The sequence below is a fragment of the Bacteroides fragilis NCTC 9343 genome (assembly GCF_000025985.1).
Taxonomy (GTDB): domain Bacteria; phylum Bacteroidota; class Bacteroidia; order Bacteroidales; family Bacteroidaceae; genus Bacteroides; species Bacteroides fragilis.
Map to the genome: position 1 here is coordinate 3,056,442 of NC_003228.3, position 17,387 is coordinate 3,073,828.

Here is a 17,387-nt window from a genome sequence, read left to right on the forward strand (position 1 = left end):
TTGCTTATCTTCGCAGCACTATTATGGAAGAGAACACAAGTAAATTACTAATTATTAAAATAACTATGAGACAAGTAAACCTATTTATTATGTCGGCAGCAATGATGTTAGCATCTTGTGGTGGAACCAAAGATGCAGGCAAAACAGATCAGGCGCTGATCGGTAAATCCGATATCAAGATCGAAGGAAAGCGGATGACTCCCGAAGCGCTTTGGGCGATGGGACGTATCGGCGGACTGGCCGTATCGCCTGACGGAAAGCAAATAGCCTATACTGTGGCTTATTACAGTGTCCCCGAGAACAAGAGCAACCGGGAAGTTTTTGTGATGAACGCGGATGGAACGGATAATCGACAGATTACCCACACTCCTTATCAGGAAAATGAAGTGACTTGGGCGGCAGACGGAAGCAAGCTGCTCTTCCTGAGCAATGACAACGGCAGCAGCCAACTGTATGAAATGAATCCGGACGGTAGCGGACGCAAGCAGATCTCCAAGTATGACGGAGACATCGAGGGATATTCCATCTCACCGGACGGTAAAAAAATACTCTTCATCGCTCAAGTGAAAACAGTAAAGAGCACGGCTGATAAATACCCCGACCTGGATAAAGCGACCGGAATCATCATCACCGACCTGATGTATAAACATTGGGACGAATGGGTGACCACCGCTCCACATCCTTTCATCGCCGACTTTGATGGCAAATCAATCTCCAACATCATAGATGTGCTGGAAGGAGAACCTTACGAAAGCCCGATGAAACCTTGGGGAGGTATCGAACAATTGGCTTGGAATACGACTTCGGACAAGGTGGCTTATACCTGCCGCAAAAAAACGGGACTGGCTTATGCCATATCTACCAACTCGGATATCTATGTATATGACCTGAATACCAAGAAAACAGTAAACATCACCGAAGGTATGATGGGTTATGATACAAATCCGCAATATTCTCCGGATGGAAAAAGCATTGCCTGGCAAAGCATGGAGCGCGACGGTTACGAAGCTGACCAGAACCGACTCTTCGTCATGAACCTGGAAACGGGCGAGAAACGTTTTGTAAGTAAAGCTTTCGATTCGAATGTAGATGCATTCGTATGGAGCCGGGATGCCAAGACGATCTACTTCACCGGTGTATGGCATGGCGAGACACAAATTTATTCACTCGATCTGGCTAACGATTCCGTACGCCCCGTCACTTCGGGTATGTACGACTACGAAGGCGTTGCCCTCTTCGGAGACAAACTGATTGCCAAACGCCATTCAATGAGTATGGGTGACGAAATTTACGCAATAGCTTTGGACGGACAAACCACGCAACTGACCCAAGAGAACAAGCAAATCTATGATCAGATCGAAATGGGTAAAGTAGAAGGCCGCTGGATGAAAACAACTGACAGCAAAGAGATGCTGACATGGGTCATCTATCCGCCTCAATTCGATCCGAATAAGAAGTACCCGACACTGCTTTTCTGCGAAGGTGGTCCTCAGAGTCCGGTAAGCCAGTTCTGGAGTTATCGTTGGAACATGCAGATTATGGCCGCCAACGGTTATATCGTCGTAGCTCCGAATCGTCGCGGACTTCCGGGCTTCGGATTGGAATGGAACGAGGCTATCAGCGGTGATTACGGTGGTCAATGTATGAAGGATTATTTCACGGCTATCGACGAAATGGCCAAAGAGCCGTTTGTGGATAGTGATCGTCTGGGTTGTGTAGGTGCCAGCTTCGGAGGATTTTCTGTGTATTGGTTGGCCGGACATCACGACAAGCGCTTCAAGGCATTCATTGCCCACGACGGTATCTTCAATATGGAAATGCAATATCTGGAGACAGAAGAAAAATGGTTTGCCAACTGGGATATGGGCGGCGCTTACTGGGAAAAGCAGAATCCGACAGCCCAACGTACATTTGCCAATTCTCCCCATTTGTTTGTCGAAAAATGGGATACTCCAATTCTCTGTATCCACGGTGAGAAAGACTACCGCATCCTTGCCAACCAGGCAATGGCTGCATTCGATGCTGCCGTGATGCGTGGTGTACCTGCCGAATTACTGATTTATCCGGATGAAAACCACTGGGTACTGAAACCACAGAACGGTGTACTGTGGCAACGGACTTTCTTCGAATGGCTGGATCAATGGCTGAAACCAAACGAAACGGCACAGAAATAAAGGCTGTGTTGTCAACAAATAAAGGCTCTGTCCCTGCCGGACAGAGCCTTTATTTGTTGACAACAGAAACTCTATTTGGAAGGTAAGAAGTACCCAAAGTCTACATCCGCTTCAACTTCACCACCTCTCCCAGTACGGGGATATATACATCTATCTTTCGCTTCTTGGCTTCGGCAGCAAAAACCAGAGGAGGGTCATGCAGAGGTTCATCGGACAAATCGAAAGTTCCGTAATGCATCGGAATTGTGAGAGCAGCCTTCATATCGGTCGATGCAGTCAGAGCATCATAAGGCGATATATGATTGGGTTGCATAAACCAGCGCGGTTTATAGGCCCCGATACCCACCAAAGCATAATCGGGAGCTCCGAAAAGATCGGGTATTTCGCGGAAATGCCTGGAGTAACCGGTATCACCGCTGTAGTAGAGGGAAATACCATCGGCCTGTACCATAAATGCCCCCCACAGCCTGCGCCCTCCATCGCGAACGGAACGTTTGCTCCAATGTTGTGCGGGAAGAAACGTTATTTTCAGCCCGTCATCTTCTATCTGCTGATACCAGCCAGCCTCTGTCACCTCAAGCTCAGGAAACCATCCTTTGATCAGCTCCCCGGTGCCCAGACCACAAAAGAGTTTCATCCCCGGATTGTTTTTTACCAACCGTGCCACACTTTGCTTATCGAGGTGATCAAAATGATCGTGACTGATCAGCAGATAATCGATATCGGTAAATATATCGGGATTGGCCGGAAAATCACTTTGCCGCTTAACGAAAGGAATATCGCCGAAAACGGGGTCGAACATGATCCGCTTCCTACCTAACTGCAGGAAGAAAGAATTATGCCCGAGCCAAATCAGTGAATTGCCTACCACGCCATCCAGCGAACGCAGATAATTCAACTTGGGACTCCACTTCACACTCTTTTTCTCTTTCCGCTGCGGATTGGGCGAAAGACGCCACTTCAACACACTCCCCATTCCGGGACGAAAACGATGCTGGCGATTGACAAACTTTCCTCTTACTACAGGATTGCCCCGCCAGTGAGGATTGACCGTTGCCAGTCTTTCATTTCTTCTGAAACATATATGCTCGCCCATATGATACGTATTCTTTTCGATGAGTAACAAACAAAAATAACAAAAGATTTGCGGTTCGTTGCACAAAACCGTATTTTTATTACAAAAAAAATGCCTCCCGGACACACTACGGGAAGCATTTCTATGATCATCAACTAATTGGCATTTCACGTCATCCGACCCAAAGGAAAGGATAAGGCCATCCCAGGTAAGAGAGGTTAATGACAAAAATAACGACAGCCAGTATCCATATAATCAACAGTGACCATTTCAGTCCGGATGACATAGGAGACCAATTGAAGATTTGCCGGAGAATCACGAAAATGATGGCGGCTAAAGGAATACCTGCCAAGACAACTCCTGCAATGCTCCCAGCGATAGTCATCATCGGAGAAGTAGAGATCAATGGTGACCAGTCGACCGAAGGCAACATCTGATAAAGAGCGGCTCCACCTCCGATGGCTACTGCAATGGCAGCAATCACCAGAGCAACGAAAACGATGGCAAGAACAAAAAGAACAGGGCTGCAAATAATGGCAAGAACCACCAGGCAAGCTTTCAGGAAGAATCCGGCAATGGACACCAATGCGTCTCCTACTTTCTGCAGAAAGCTACGGGGTTTACCAGAGTTTACGTAGTTGTTTACACCGTTGGCCATCCTCTCAAAGCCATCGGTCACCGTCCTGCCAATGTTCTCGATAGTGATATCCTCTCCCCGCATGTTCAGCTTCTCGGCTGCCGTACGAGCTTCGGGAATAACTAACCAACAAATAATATAGATAGGAATCAACACGCCATATCCGCAGATAAGTACCACAAACATGATAAGCCGGAGCACTGTGACATCCCAATTAAGATAAGCTGCCAACCCGCTGATTACACCACCCAGTATCTTATCGTCAGGATTACGATATAATCTGCGCCGAATGGTCGCACCTTGCTGTACCCCCGTTTGTCCGGTTGTCTTTTGGGGCTCCTCTTCTCCGGTATCCTCGCCGAAGTCTTCCGGTTTACCCATACGTGCAATCACCTCTTCCACATCCGCAATCGTAATAACCTGCGAACCGGCTGACAGCTTTTCGGCAAAAAGCTCGGAAATGCGGTTCTCTATATCATTTACAATTTCCTCTGCTCCTTCTTGTTTGCGAAAGTGAAGTCTCAGGTTGCACAGATAATTATCAAGCAACCGATAGGCATCTTCGTCAATATGAAAAACGGTTCCGCCTAAATTTACGGTTAATGTTTTTTTCATCTTTATTTCTTTTTAAATGGATTCTCTATTAGCTATATGATTCACGGTTTCATTCAGTTCTTTCCAGGAAGCCTCCAGTTCACCAAGAAAAGACTCCCCTTTCCCGGTTAGTTTGTAATATTTGCGTGGCGGTCCTTGTGTTGACTCAACCCACTCGTAACTGAGCAAATCATCATTTTTCAGCCGGGTCAGCAATGGATATAAAGTCCCCTCCACCACAATCAGCCTCGCCTCTTTCAGTTTCTGAATGATATCCGAAGCATAAGCCGGCTCTTTATGCAACAATAACATGATGCAATACTCCAGCATACCCTTTCGCATTTGCGACTTTACATTATCTACATTCATAAGTTCTATCTTTTAGATGCAGCAAATATAGGAATTGCCAAGGTACTATGCAATACAAAGTACCTTATTTTTATACTAATTAACGCATTAAGTCCCTTTCACCTTATTATAAATGCAAATTATCACTATATTTGCCGTATAAATTGAAAAATACAACAAACATGTTTACTATCCGAAAAGCAACCTCAGATGATTGCAAACTGATTAACGAACTGGCAAACCAGGTATTTCCCGCCACTTACAAAGAAATACTTTCGACCGAGCAACTTGACTACATGATGGAGTGGATGTATGCACCCGAAAACATCCGTAAACAAATGGAAGAAGAAGGGCATGTATACTTTATCGCCTATCAGGGAGACGAACCTTGCGGCTACGTCTCTGTCCAGCCCCAGGATGCCGATGTGTTTCATCTCCAGAAAATATATGTTCTCCCCGGCTTTCAGGGGGCACATTTAGGCAGCAAACTATTTGATCACGCAGTGCAATATATCAAAGAGATACACCCGTCTCCCTGCCTGATGGAACTAAATGTAAACCGAAACAACAAAGCGCTGCACTTTTACGAACATAAAGGGATGAAGAAATTGCGGGAAGGAGACTTCCCTATCGGAAACGGATATTATATGAATGACTATATTATGGGATTGGAACTTTGATTTATCTGTAAAGAAAAGGCCAATAGGAGAAACGCCCCGTTACATATATTGTTATCGAAATAACAAGTAATGTAACGGGGCGTTTGGTGTATAGTCAGTAACCCGAAGGTCTTATGCTACCTTTTCAAGTTTCTTCATGATAGAGAAGATAAACAGGGCGGCCAGCAAACAGCATACGATAAGCACACTCCATACCATCCACAATTGCATGCCTCCCCACAGATAACCGATGATGGCAACCAGATAGTTACCAATGGCAGTTGCAGCAAACCAACCACCCATCATCATACCTTTGTACTTGGGAGGAGCTACTTTCGAAACGAAAGAGATACCCATCGGTGACAAGAAAAGCTCGGCAAAAGTAAGAACCAGATAAGTGGAGATCAACCAGTTCGGAGAAACCAACGCATCCTTCTCAATGCCACTGGCAGCCAAAGCGTCCGGAGTAGGCAGACCGATAGAGCCGATAGCCATGATCAAGAAACCACATACGGCAATCATCATACCGATACCGATTTTACGCGGTGCAGAAGGTTCTTTTCCTTTTCTGGCCAGATAGCCGAACACTGCCAGCGAAACCGGAGTCAAAGCGATCACGAAGAACGGATTAAACTGCTGGAAGATCTGTGGCAGGATGTTGATTGTAGGATCCATAGAAGTATAACTCCATCCCAAGCAGAGGAGTGCCACCATAACTACTACACCGGCAATCGTTTTCGACTTTCCGGTTTTACCCTGAAACAGTGAAAACAGTCCGTAGATAACGATCAGCAAGAAGGTCAGGTTCACGATATTGAAGCCCAGACGGTCGAGACCGGTCACCTCTTGTGCCGTATAGTCACGAGCGAAGAATGTCAATGTCAACCCGTTCTGATGGAAAGCCATCCAGAAGAAAATAACTACGGCAAACACAAGCAACAGAGCTACGATACGTTGTTTAGTCTGTTCCGGAGTCAACTTCTCTTCTACCACGTTGGCCGGCTTAGCCTGTTTAGAGTTATAGTCCGCATGTTTGAATGTAGAACGGAAAGCTACATAAATAAGCATAGAAATAATCAAGGACACACATGCCACACCAAATCCATAGTTGTAAGCTTCGGAGAGCTTATCGATATAAGTAGTACAGAAAGTGGCAATGTCACCGGTAAAGTTTTGTGCAGCCTGCAAGGATTCGAGAGTAGCCTGGTTGGCAGGAGTGATTGTTCCATCGAGATATTGATGTGCCAATGAAGGAATCTGAGGGACATACGACAGACCTGCCTTGCCCAACATATAATTGGTTACTTTCGTTGCGGCTGTCGGAGCATACATTGCGCCAATATTGATAGCCATATAGAAAATACTGAATGCAGTGTCGCGTTTGGAACTATATTCGGGGGCATCATACAAATTACCCACCATCACCTGTAAATTACCTTTAAAAAGACCGGTACCGCAAGCAATCAGGGCCAACGCACCGAACATCATTATTTTGCCGGAGTTATCGGAAGTCGGGATGGCGAGCAGCGCATAGCCAATAAACATGACCACAATACCCATTGTCACCATCTTACCATAACCAAACTTATCGGCAAGAATACCGCCAAAGAAGGGGATAAAATAAACAGCAGCCAGAAAACATCCGAAAATAGTAGAAGTTTCAGCAGCAGTGTAACCAAACTTTGCTTGTAAAAACAAAGTAAAAATCGCAAGCATGGTGTAGTAACCGAATCGCTCGCCTGTGTTGGCAAGTGCCAGAGCATACAAACCCTTAGGTTGTCCTTCAAACATAAAATTAGAATATTAGATTATTAAATAGATATTTTTTGCAAATATATACTTTTTACTGAAATTAAACAGTATATAATACACAAACTTCCGCCCGAACCTCGTTTATTAGCTCTTTAGGGTCTATTTTTATCTGCAATCCTCTCTGCCCTGCACTTACATAAATATACGGAAAGCCCAGACAGGTTTCATGAATATAGGTAGGAAAATGCTTTTTCATTCCGATGGGCGAACAGGCACCCCGGATATATCCGGTGACGGACAGAAGCTCTTTCATAGGGATCATATCGCAACTTTTATTGCCGGACACTTTAGCAGCAAGCTTCAGGTTCACTTCCTGATCTCCTGGAATTACACAAACAAAATATCCCGTTTTATCACCGTGAAGTACGAGGGTTTTAAAAACCTGATTAATATTCTCTCCCAAACTTGCCGCTACATGCACGGCACTCAGATCGCTTTCGTCTACCTCGTAAGGAATAAGTTCATAGGCAATCTTGGCCTTATCCAGTAGACGGGCGGCATTGGTCTTATTGATTTTCATAGACAATATGTGTATTTCGGCAGCCACAGAGAGGAGCTGCCCATTAGTAAGTTAATAATGTAACTTTACGAAGTTAACTTCCTGCAATCACGAAGTTAACCTCGGACAAATACGATGAAGGTGTGTCATAACTCACCACAGATCACACAGATTTACACTGAACGTTTTTTAGTCTACTGACAGCCAATAATATTTATCTGTGTAATCGGTGGCGAATACGAATTTTGACATATCCTCATCATACAATATGAATTTTTAATTGATTTTCAATTCCTCGCGAAGAAACTTCGGAGTATATCCTTTGTTGCTCTTCGCAACTTCTTCCGGTGTTCCGAAACTGAGAAGTTCTCCTCCTCCCTTACCACCTTCAGGCCCCATATCTATTATGTAATCCGCCATCTTAATCACATCCAGGTTGTGTTCAATAACGATCACGGTATTGCCTTTATCTACCAATTTATTCAGGACTCCCATCAACACACGTATGTCTTCAAAATGCAGGCCGGTAGTCGGTTCATCAAGAATATACAAAGTCTTTCCGGTATCTCGTTTTGAAAGTTCAGTAGCCAATTTCACACGCTGGCTCTCACCTCCCGAAAGAGTTGTTGACGATTGTCCCAGTTTGATATACCCCAATCCTACATCTTGGATAGTCTTGATCTTATTCAGGATCTGAGGAACATTCTCAAAGAACTCTACTGCACGATTAATAGTCATATCCAGCACATCAGCAATAGATTTTCCCTTAAAACGTACTTCCAGCGTTTCACGGTTATAGCGTTTACCATGACAGACTTCGCACGGAACGTATACATCGGGTAAGAAATTCATTTCAATCGTTTTGTAGCCGTTACCGGAACATGCCTCGCAGCGGCCACCGGACACATTGAAAGAGAACCGGCCGGGCTTATAACCGCGGATCTTAGCTTCCGGCAGTCCGACAAACAGACTCCGGATATCAGAAAAGACCCCAGTATAAGTAGCCGGATTGGAACGTGGGGTACGCCCCAAAGGGGACTGGTCCACATTAACCACCTTATCTATATTCTCAAGTCCTTCGATCGAATCATATTCCAAAGGATCCTGCAAAGAACGATAGAATTTTTGCGAAAGTATCGGTTGCAAAGTTTCATTAATCAGAGTCGATTTGCCACTACCGGAAACTCCGGTTACACAAATTAATTTACCCAACGGAAATTCCACATCCACATTTTTCAGGTTATTCCCTTTCGCGCCCCGTAACCATAAAGACTTGCCGTTTCCGGGACGTCTCTTAGAAGGTACTTCGATAGCCGTTTGTCCGTTAAGGTACTGCGAAGTCAGTGTACTGGTCTTCAACATCTCTTCAGGAGTACCGGCAAAAACGACTTCTCCTCCCAATCGTCCGGCCTTAGGTCCCATATCGATCACGTAGTCGGCAGCAAGCATCATGTCTTTGTCATGCTCTACCACGATCACGGAGTTACCCATATCACGCAGTTCTTTCAGAGAATTAATCAGCCGCAAGTTATCACGTTGATGCAATCCGATACTCGGCTCGTCAAGAATATAAAGCACATTGACCAACTGAGACCCAATTTGTGTGGCCAGACGGATACGCTGACTTTCTCCTCCGGACAGACTGACCGAGCTGCGATTTAACGAAAGATAATCCAACCCCACATCCAACAGGAATTTCAAGCGGGTACGTATCTCCTTCAGAATCTCGGCGGCAATCGTTTTCTGTTTATCTGTCAGGAACTTATCTACTTTCATCAACCAGTCATACAGCTCGTTGATGTCCATATTAGAGAGTTCATTGATGTTTTTGTCATGGATACGGAAATGAAGCGCCTCCTTATTCAACTTCGCCCCCTTACATTCAGGACAAACCGTAGTTTTAGCGAACTGTTCCGCCCATTTCTGAGCAGTGGCCGAAGCGTCTTTCTCTTGCAACATCTGGATATACTTCACAACTCCTTCATACGTTACAAAATAGTCGGAAGAAGTACCTATCAATGAGCTTTTTATTTTGATACGTTCATCCGAACCATACAGAATTTCATCAATAGCATCATTGGGCAGGTCTTTTACCGGAGTCTTCAGTGACGCATCGTACTTCTCCAGCAGAGCACCGATCTGCCAGAAAATCATCGCATTCTTATATTTACCCAAAGGAGCTATTGCCCCTTCATAGATCGACATCTCTTTATTGGGAATCACTTTATCCACATCAATCTGGCTAACTACTCCCAATCCTTTACAACGCGGACAAGCACCTTGCGGGGAGTTGAACGAAAAATTATGCGGAGCCGGCTCCCGGTACGACAATCCCGTAACAGGACACATCAAGCGTTTGCTATAGTGTCGGATACTCTCTGTCTGTGCATCGAGAATCATCAGCAATCCGTCTCCCTGACGCATGGCGGTGGCAACACTCTGTTTCAACCGTTTATCATCCTTATCTTCTACGATCAGTTTGTCAACGACTACTTCAATATCATGATTCTTATAACGATCCAGTTTCAGACCATGTGTAATCTCACGAACCTCCCCGTCGATACGGACATACAGGTATCCTTTTTTCCGGATTTGTTCAAAGAGTTCTTTATAATGTCCCTTACGCGAACGCACCAGAGGGGCCAGCATATAGATTTTCTTCCCTTTATAATCTTTCAGAATAAGTTCCAATATCTGTTCTTCGGTGTATTTCACCATCTTTTCTCCCGAAAGATAAGAATAAGCTATTCCGGCACGGGCATAAAGCAAACGTAGATAGTCGTAAATCTCCGTAGTGGTTCCGACCGTAGAACGGGGATTTTTGTTCGTAGTTTTCTGTTCAATGGAAATAACCGGACTCAATCCTGTTATCTTATCTACATCCGGACGCTCCAGATTGCCCAAAAAGTTGCGGGCATAAGCCGAAAAAGTTTCAATATAGCGGCGCTGTCCTTCTGCAAATATCGTATCGAAAGCAAGAGATGACTTCCCGCTTCCACTAAGTCCGGTAATTACAGTCAGGCTATTACGTGGTATTTCCGCATCAATGTCTTTCAGATTGTGTACGCGCGCACCATACACATTTATATATTCTGTTTCCTGCATATTCTAACTTTTATTGAGCTGCAAAATTAATGTTTCCGCCCGAAATATAGTTTTAAAAAACACAATATTATTTTCTTAACTCAATATATTATGTGAATGTATGACATTATTCGTACCTTTGCCGTAATCAATTGAGAATTGAATAGTAAAAATTACAAATTAAGATTAATAAATTGATGAAATCAATCAAACGAATCTTCTTTCTCCTGTCCTTTATAAGTGTTTCCTATTTAAGCACCTTTGCACAAGAGAACCAATCCTACTTCCTGCACACCATTGAAAAGGGCCAAAGTTTATACTCCATCTCAAGCATGTATGGAGTCAGCAAAGCAGATATTATCCGACTGAATCCCGGTTGTGAGGACAAAATCTACGCAGGACAAGCCATTAAAATCCCACAGAACAAAACTGCTCAAAAAGGTGAAACCTTTCATACGATCCAGCCGGGCGAGACACTCTATCGGCTGACAACGACCTATAAAGTTTCTGCCAAGGCTATCTGTGACGCTAACCCCGGATTAAGCGCGGAGAACTTCCGCATCGGACAAGTTATCCGTATTCCTTCGGCTGCCGAGGCTATCGATTCGACCGTAGAAGCTGTAGTGGCAGCTCCCTCAGAGCCTGCTATGCAACCGGCCGTCAAGCCACGCTGTAAAGATATGCATAAGGTGAAACGCAGAGAAACCATTTTCAGCGTCAGCCGTGAATATGGCATTTCCGAACAAGAACTGATTGCTGCCAATCCAGAATTAAAGAATGGCATGAAAAAAGGGCAATTTCTCTGTATCCCCTACCCGTCTGAAAAACCGACAGTCACTGTCCCCAAAACAGATGCCAACATCATACCGCCAAGTGACAGCGAATTGTTCCGTGAAAACAAAGAAGTTCCTAAGAGCATTTCTACTATCAAAGCGGCCCTCCTGTTACCATTTGACGACAAACGGATGGTAGAATATTACGAAGGTTTCCTGATGGCAGTTGACAGTCTGAAACGTACCGGAACTTCAATCGACCTGTATGTATACGATTGCAATAAAGAAAGTTCGTCGCTGAACAGCATTCTGGCCAAAAGCGAGATGAAAAATATGAATGTGATCTTCGGTCCGGCGCAACAACAACACATCAAACCATTGGCAGCCTTTGCCAAGAAAAACGATATACGCCTGGTCATTCCTTTTTCCTCAAAAGAGGGAGAAGTATTCAACAACCCGTTTATCTACCAGATCAATACTCCGCAATCTTATCTGTATTCGGAAGTATACGAGCACTTTACACGCCAATTTCCAAACGCCAACGTGATTCTTCTGGAATCAGCGGTTGTAGATAAAGATAAAGTAGAGTTTATCAAAGGTCTGAAACAAGAATTGGGAAGCAAAGGTATACCCGTAAAGACATTGAAAGAAAATGCCCCGGTAGAAACTCTAAAAGCAGCTCTGCACAATGACAAGGAGAATTTCTTCATTCCGACTTCGGGCAATGATCTGACGCTTCTGAGAATCATTCCTCAATTGACATTACTCGTTAGAGACAATCCGGAAGCACGTATTCATTTATTCGGTTATCCGGAATGGCAGACATATACAAAAGACCATTTGGAAAGTTTCTTTGAATTGGATACCTATTTTTACTCGTCATTCTACACGAACAATCTATTACCGGCCGCCATCAACTTCACTCAGGCATATCGCAAATGGTACAGTAAAGAGATGGAGGAACGGTATCCGAAGTACGGTATGCTGGGCTTTGACACTGGATACTTCTTCCTTAAAGGACTGTCTAAATACGGTTCCGAACTGGAAAAGAACCTTCCGCAAATGGATTTGACTCCTATCCAGACCGGATTTAAATTCCAACGTGTCAACAACTGGGGAGGATTTGTGAACAAGAAAGTATTCTTTGTTCATTTCACAAAGAACTTTGAATTGATTAAACTTGACTTCGAATGAAAAGGGATCAACTGAAATCACTCTTACTGGGAGCCATTTTGCTGGCAGGCATTACCCTGCCGGCAAAAGCCCAGATAGGCGAACAACGACATAATTTTGCAATCGGAATCAATGGCGGTGCTAATTACAGCACTGTTTCTTTCCAGCCCACCATCAAGCAAAACGGTCTTTTGGGAATTACCGGAGGTGTCACAGCACGCTACATTTCCGAAAAATACTTCGCTATGATCTGTGGTGCACAATTGGAACTTAACTTTTCTCAACGCGGATGGGACGAAAAATTCGATCCGGAACAGGGATTCTCTTCCGAAGACTCTTATGTCCGTACCATGAACTATCTTGAGATTCCTTTCCTTGCCCATCTGGCCTTTGGCAAAGACAAAGGGGTACAATTTTTCGTGAACCTAGGGCCACAAATCGGCCTCTTGTTAAACGAGAGCGAAAAAAGAAAAGGTACTTGGGAAACCGCGAATCGGGCACCCAATGAACAATACGGTAAATGGGTTGAAAATAAGTTTGATTACGGAATTGTAGGAGGAGGAGGCATTGAAGTCAGGACTAAAGCCGGTAATTTCCTTTTGGAAGGCAGATATTATTTTGGACTGGCCGACTTCTACAACAGTACCAAAAAAGATTATTTCTCGCGCTCTGCCAATAGTACCATTACAGCCAAAATCACTTATCTGTTTGATATAAAGAAGTAGAAAAGCATATATACAAAATCGCCACAAAGGATTTAGAGTTTATAGAGAATAATTTCTAAATCCTTTGTGGCGATTCTATTTTTATCGGAGACGATCGGCAGCCTTTACCATCACTTCATCTCGTCCTATCGCACGGACCGCCAGCCAATTCAGAATAATCGAAATTAACGGCAGGCATAATGCCCATGATATCTGGAAAGTAGCACTCAGATCTTTCTTCAGGACAAACATGAAGGCAAGAAAAGTAAGATAATAACCAATCAGCAGAATACTATTGAATATCGTCATACGAATTTGCAACATACGGTTCTTGAACAGAAAGATCGTAGCGAATGCAATGATTGCACTGAGCAACAAGATACCAAATACCCCCCATGTAGAATAAAGTGTACCGTTCATCTCTACCCCCAATGGTTTAAAAACATACATTGCAGCATCAGCACCTATAAAGCTGCCTACAGGCAGACACATACTTGTTATCAATAATGCAGTAACAAGTAAAAGATAAATCGTTTGAATTCGTTGAATCATAGTTTTTAAAGTTGTGTTTAATCCGGAATAAAAAAGTCAAGCAATAAGAGATAGAAGAATAGACTCCTACTTACTACTTGACTCTTAGCTCTTCAATCAGCGAAGTAAATTACTGTAATTTTTCTTTCTCCTTCGCCGGGTTTCTATAATAGATCTTTCCTTCTACATATTCCTGCGCAGCAATCAGATTGGGTTTCGGCAATTTCTCGTAATAACGTGAAATTTCGATCTGCTCTCTGTTTTCAAACACTTCCTCCAGATTGTCGTTGTAAGAAGCAAACTCCGCAAGTTTCTTGGAAAGGTCATTTTTTATTTCCACACTAATCTGATTGGCACGCTTACCAATGATAGCCACTGTTTCGTAAACATTACCGGTATCGGCACACAAGTCCATCATATCACGGGTAATGGTATTCGTCGGAGCATTTGTTTTTTTGTAATCCATAAATCTATTTATAATTTAGTCTTTAATTACTTTTTGAGAATCTTTGAAAATCCTTTCGGCTTCCTTCAGATATTTACTTTCCGGAAATTCATTTTTAAAAGCATAATATTCGTCTACCGTTTCGCGATAACGATCCATCTTTTTATCTTCTACACTATTCACTGCCATCTCATATTTGGCACGGAGAATCAAAATAGATAAATCCTCACGATAATCAGTATAAGGATAATCTTTTAAAGCATTCTGTGCTGTGATTACACAAGACAGATAGTTGTTGCCCATATAATTACCCAGATTATAATATAATCTCGCTGAATAAAGTTCTTTCAAAACCAACTTATCCTGCAAAGCAAAAATCATATTCTGTGCCTCTTGTTTTCTGCTGCTTTGAGGATAATATTCCAAGAACATCTGCAACTGCTGGATAGCCTGATAAGTACTTGACTGATCCAATCGGGGTTCCGGAGTATCCAAGAACAAAGCTTTGCCTGCATGAAAACGAGCCAATTCAGAGAACTGACCACGTGGATATGTATTAAAATAAGTGATAAACGACTGTGCGGCAGTAGAATAGTCTTTCTGATTATAATAACTCATAGCCAACATGTATAATGATTCTTCTGCCTTATCACCACCTTTCAAGATAGTTATCAACTCGTTCAGCAATGTAGCCGACCGATTATACTGACCCTTGGCGAAGTAGTTCTTAGCGGCCTCATACTTGTATTCGTAATCAGTGCTTTTTAGCAACTTATTGTACTCTCCACACGAGGATAAAACAGTAGCTGCAAGCAGCGTTATAATGATGTTCTTCTTCATTCTGTATTTAAATAATGCGCAAAGTTAAAGATTCGCGCTGAATAAACCAATTAATCAATGTTTTTTAAGATAAAAAAGAATGGAAGAATAGAGTTTAGTTACGAATGGCGAATAAGCATTGATGGATGGTTAATTTATAAACAATATAGCAGCTATTCATTAACCATCCACCACTTAGTCACAGATTTTACAGTTTATACAAGTCGCTTGCCGCCAACAAGTCAACTTTCTTTTCCGTCAACACACGGATACAGTTTTCCATATCATTAGGACGGATAATCACATTTGCAGAGTTATTATTGGCAAATGAATACATATATTCAATAAAAACTCCTTCATTGGAAAGGTATTGCAATACTTTGGCTAACGCACCGGGCACGTTAGGACAGTTGATGCCTACCACTTCTGTCACATTCACTGCAAAATGATTATCTTTTAAAGCTTTATAAGCTTTATCCGGATCGGAAACAATCCCCCGGAGAATACCAAAGTCGGCATTTTCAGCAATGCAAAGAGCAGAAAGATTAATACCTTCCTTTGCCAATACTTCAGTCACCTCTGTCAGTCGGCCTGATTTATTTTCCAAAAAAATGGAAAGTTGTTTTGCTACCATAATAAATGACTTTATATTTAATATTCGTTATAGTTTTCTATTATCAATCACACGCTTCGCTTTGCCCACACTGCGTTCAATGCTGCGCGGCTCTACCAGCTTCACGTCTACTCCCAGACCTAATACACTTTGTAAGCGACCTGTCAATTTCTTCTTTAAAGCCAGCATCTTGTTAATTTCATCCGAATAATAGTCAGGACGAACCTCAACCTTCAGTTCCATAGTATCCGTATTGTTCTTGCGGTCAATGGTCAACAGATAATGTGGCTCGAATTCCGCCATTTCCAGAATAACAGATTCTATCTGTGTCGGGAATACATTGACTCCACGGATAATAAGCATATCGTCACTACGTCCCAAGATGCGGTCCATACGCACCAAAGTACGTCCGCAAGAACATTTTTCATAATGCAAAGCCGTCAGATCTTTTGTCCTGTAGCGCAATAAAGGCATACCTTCTTTCGTTAGATGGGTAAAAACAAGTTCCCCGGTCTGTCCGGGTTCTACAGGCTGCAATGTATGCGGGTCTATTATTTCAGGGAAGAAGTGATCTTCATTCAAGTGCGTACCATTCTGGCATTCACATTCATATCCAACACCGGGACCTGCAATTTCACTCAATCCATATATATCATAAGCCTTAATGCCCAATTTGGTTTCGATGTCTTTACGCATACTTTCCGTCCAGGGTTCCGCACCGAAAGCACCCGCCTTCAGTTTAAATTCTTCGCGTGGAAAACCTGAGTCATTAATCGCATCAGCCAGATAAAGAGCATAAGACGGTGTACAACATAACACAGTCGAGCCAAAATCATGCATCAATGTAATCTGCTTTTCCGTATTACCACTTGACATGGGGATAACCGACGCTCCGATATTCTCGGCACCGGCATGTGCACCCAGTCCGCCCGTAAACAAACCGTAACCGTAAGATACCTGAAATATATCAGAACGGCCGGCACCATAAGCTGTGAAGGCACGCGACAGACATTCTGCCCAAGTCGATAAGTCCTTACGGGTATATCCCACTACAGTCGGTTTCCCGGTAGTACCGGAGGACGCATGGATACGAACGATCTGGCTCATGGGTACAGCGCATAAGCCAAACGGATAATTGTCGCGTAAATCTAATTTAGTGGTAAATGGTAATTTGGATATATCTTCTATCCCGTTAATATCATCGGGTGTGATGCCCAACTCTTGCATTTTTTTACGATAGAACGGCGTATTATGATAAACGTATTCTACTATTTTCTTCAGTCTAATGCTCTGGATTTTATGCAAATTGTCGCGTTCCATGCATTCGATGCTCTCATTCCAAATCATGTCTTTCGTTGTATTTTGTTAGTTATGTTGTGCAAAGTAAAGGATTTATTTTAAAATTTGATTTGTTTATCTCAACTATTTTGCCGAATATTGTCTTCTG

General features: G+C 43.2%; 15 protein-coding genes. 4 read left to right on the forward strand and 11 right to left on the reverse strand.

Features of this window, described 5'->3' with window-relative positions; genetic code table 11:
* The first annotated feature begins 65 nt into the window (after positions 1–65).
* The gene (locus tag BF9343_RS12550; protein ID WP_008768998.1) at positions 66–2,174 is read left to right on the forward strand and encodes a dipeptidyl-peptidase 5; all 2,109 of its coding nucleotides are present in this window, start codon (positions 66–68) and stop codon (positions 2,172–2,174) included.
* 100 nt (positions 2,175–2,274) lie between these two features.
* Here the strand turns inward: BF9343_RS12550 and BF9343_RS12555 are convergent, their stop codons facing one another.
* From BF9343_RS12555 to BF9343_RS12565, 3 genes are all read right to left on the reverse strand, one after another.
* Positions 2,275–3,270 (reverse strand): MBL fold metallo-hydrolase, encoded by a 996-nt coding sequence (locus tag BF9343_RS12555; protein WP_005788177.1) that lies wholly within the window; start codon positions 3,268–3,270, stop codon positions 2,275–2,277.
* A gap of 151 nt (positions 3,271–3,421) precedes the next feature.
* Entirely contained in the window at positions 3,422–4,501 is a 1,080-nt protein-coding gene (locus tag BF9343_RS12560; RefSeq protein WP_008769001.1) for a PspC domain-containing protein, read from the reverse strand.
* Between the two features lie 12 nt (positions 4,502–4,513).
* Positions 4,514–4,849, reverse strand: a complete 336-nt coding sequence (locus tag BF9343_RS12565) for a PadR family transcriptional regulator (RefSeq protein ID WP_005788181.1) — start codon at positions 4,847–4,849, stop codon at positions 4,514–4,516.
* 161 nt (positions 4,850–5,010) lie between these two features.
* Here BF9343_RS12565 and BF9343_RS12570 point away from each other — a divergent pair, with 161 nt between their 5' ends.
* The gene (locus BF9343_RS12570; protein WP_005788183.1) at positions 5,011–5,508 is read left to right on the forward strand and encodes a GNAT family N-acetyltransferase; all 498 of its coding nucleotides are present in this window, start codon (positions 5,011–5,013) and stop codon (positions 5,506–5,508) included.
* Between the two features lie 111 nt (positions 5,509–5,619).
* Here BF9343_RS12570 and BF9343_RS12575 read toward each other — a convergent pair whose 3' ends face one another.
* From BF9343_RS12575 to uvrA, 3 genes are all read right to left on the reverse strand, one after another.
* Positions 5,620–7,278 (reverse strand): peptide MFS transporter, encoded by a 1,659-nt coding sequence (locus BF9343_RS12575; RefSeq protein WP_005788185.1) that lies wholly within the window; start codon positions 7,276–7,278, stop codon positions 5,620–5,622.
* 61 nt (positions 7,279–7,339) lie between these two features.
* On the reverse strand, positions 7,340–7,819 hold the full coding sequence (gene ybaK / locus BF9343_RS12580) for a Cys-tRNA(Pro) deacylase (RefSeq protein WP_005788187.1): 480 nt from the start codon (positions 7,817–7,819) through the stop codon (positions 7,340–7,342).
* A 255-nt stretch (positions 7,820–8,074) separates the two neighbouring features.
* A complete protein-coding gene (uvrA, locus tag BF9343_RS12585) occupies positions 8,075–10,903 on the reverse strand; it encodes an excinuclease ABC subunit UvrA (RefSeq protein WP_005788190.1) in 2,829 nt (942 codons plus the stop codon).
* Positions 10,904–11,079: 176 nt separating this feature from the next.
* Here uvrA and BF9343_RS12590 point away from each other — a divergent pair, with 176 nt between their 5' ends.
* Positions 11,080–12,849 (forward strand): LysM peptidoglycan-binding domain-containing protein, encoded by a 1,770-nt coding sequence (locus BF9343_RS12590; RefSeq protein WP_005793408.1) that lies wholly within the window; start codon positions 11,080–11,082, stop codon positions 12,847–12,849.
* Complete coding sequence (locus BF9343_RS12595; protein WP_005788195.1) at positions 12,846–13,553, forward strand: porin family protein; 708 nt, start codon at positions 12,846–12,848, stop codon at positions 13,551–13,553. The genes BF9343_RS12590 and BF9343_RS12595 overlap by 4 nt, the downstream gene beginning before the upstream one ends.
* Before the next feature lie 81 nt (positions 13,554–13,634).
* Here BF9343_RS12595 and BF9343_RS12600 read toward each other — a convergent pair whose 3' ends face one another.
* The 5 genes from BF9343_RS12600 to BF9343_RS12620 all read right to left on the reverse strand — a co-directional run bounded on the left by BF9343_RS12600 (position 13,635) and on the right by BF9343_RS12620 (position 17,287).
* Positions 13,635–14,084: a DUF4293 domain-containing protein gene (locus BF9343_RS12600; protein ID WP_005788196.1), complete on the reverse strand. Its 450-nt coding sequence runs from the start codon at positions 14,082–14,084 to the stop codon at positions 13,635–13,637.
* A gap of 109 nt (positions 14,085–14,193) precedes the next feature.
* Positions 14,194–14,529 carry a DNA-directed RNA polymerase subunit omega gene (locus tag BF9343_RS12605; protein ID WP_005788198.1) on the reverse strand — a complete coding sequence of 112 codons (336 nt, stop codon included), beginning with the start codon at positions 14,527–14,529 and terminating at the stop codon, positions 14,194–14,196.
* A gap of 15 nt (positions 14,530–14,544) precedes the next feature.
* On the reverse strand, positions 14,545–15,348 hold the full coding sequence (locus tag BF9343_RS12610; RefSeq protein WP_005788200.1) for an outer membrane protein assembly factor BamD: 804 nt from the start codon (positions 15,346–15,348) through the stop codon (positions 14,545–14,547).
* Positions 15,349–15,535: 187 nt separating this feature from the next.
* Entirely contained in the window at positions 15,536–15,961 is a 426-nt protein-coding gene (locus tag BF9343_RS12615; RefSeq protein WP_005778250.1) for a hypothetical protein, read from the reverse strand.
* 27 nt (positions 15,962–15,988) lie between these two features.
* On the reverse strand, positions 15,989–17,287 hold the full coding sequence (locus BF9343_RS12620) for a phenylacetate--CoA ligase family protein (protein ID WP_005788204.1): 1,299 nt from the start codon (positions 17,285–17,287) through the stop codon (positions 15,989–15,991).
* Positions 17,288–17,387 lie beyond the last annotated feature (100 nt).

Coding starts and splice junctions, on each gene's coding strand:
- BF9343_RS12555 (WP_005788177.1), bottom strand. CDS start 3,270: ATGGGCGAGCATATATGTTTCAGAAGAAATGAAAGACTGGCAACGGTC.
- ybaK (WP_005788187.1), bottom strand. CDS start 7,819: ATGAAAATCAATAAGACCAATGCCGCCCGTCTACTGGATAAGGCCAAG.
- BF9343_RS12620 (WP_005788204.1), bottom strand. CDS start 17,287: ATGATTTGGAATGAGAGCATCGAATGCATGGAACGCGACAATTTGCAT.
- uvrA (WP_005788190.1), bottom strand. CDS start 10,903: ATGCAGGAAACAGAATATATAAATGTGTATGGTGCGCGCGTACACAAT.
- BF9343_RS12565 (WP_005788181.1), bottom strand. CDS start 4,849: ATGAATGTAGATAATGTAAAGTCGCAAATGCGAAAGGGTATGCTGGAG.
- BF9343_RS12595 (WP_005788195.1), top strand. CDS start 12,846: ATGAAAAGGGATCAACTGAAATCACTCTTACTGGGAGCCATTTTGCTG.
- BF9343_RS12615 (WP_005778250.1), bottom strand. CDS start 15,961: ATGGTAGCAAAACAACTTTCCATTTTTTTGGAAAATAAATCAGGCCGA.
- BF9343_RS12570 (WP_005788183.1), top strand. CDS start 5,011: ATGTTTACTATCCGAAAAGCAACCTCAGATGATTGCAAACTGATTAAC.
- BF9343_RS12560 (WP_008769001.1), bottom strand. CDS start 4,501: ATGAAAAAAACATTAACCGTAAATTTAGGCGGAACCGTTTTTCATATT.
- BF9343_RS12575 (WP_005788185.1), bottom strand. CDS start 7,278: ATGTTTGAAGGACAACCTAAGGGTTTGTATGCTCTGGCACTTGCCAAC.
- BF9343_RS12600 (WP_005788196.1), bottom strand. CDS start 14,084: ATGATTCAACGAATTCAAACGATTTATCTTTTACTTGTTACTGCATTA.
- BF9343_RS12550 (WP_008768998.1), top strand. CDS start 66: ATGAGACAAGTAAACCTATTTATTATGTCGGCAGCAATGATGTTAGCA.
- BF9343_RS12590 (WP_005793408.1), top strand. CDS start 11,080: ATGAAATCAATCAAACGAATCTTCTTTCTCCTGTCCTTTATAAGTGTT.
- BF9343_RS12605 (WP_005788198.1), bottom strand. CDS start 14,529: ATGGATTACAAAAAAACAAATGCTCCGACGAATACCATTACCCGTGAT.
- BF9343_RS12610 (WP_005788200.1), bottom strand. CDS start 15,348: ATGAAGAAGAACATCATTATAACGCTGCTTGCAGCTACTGTTTTATCC.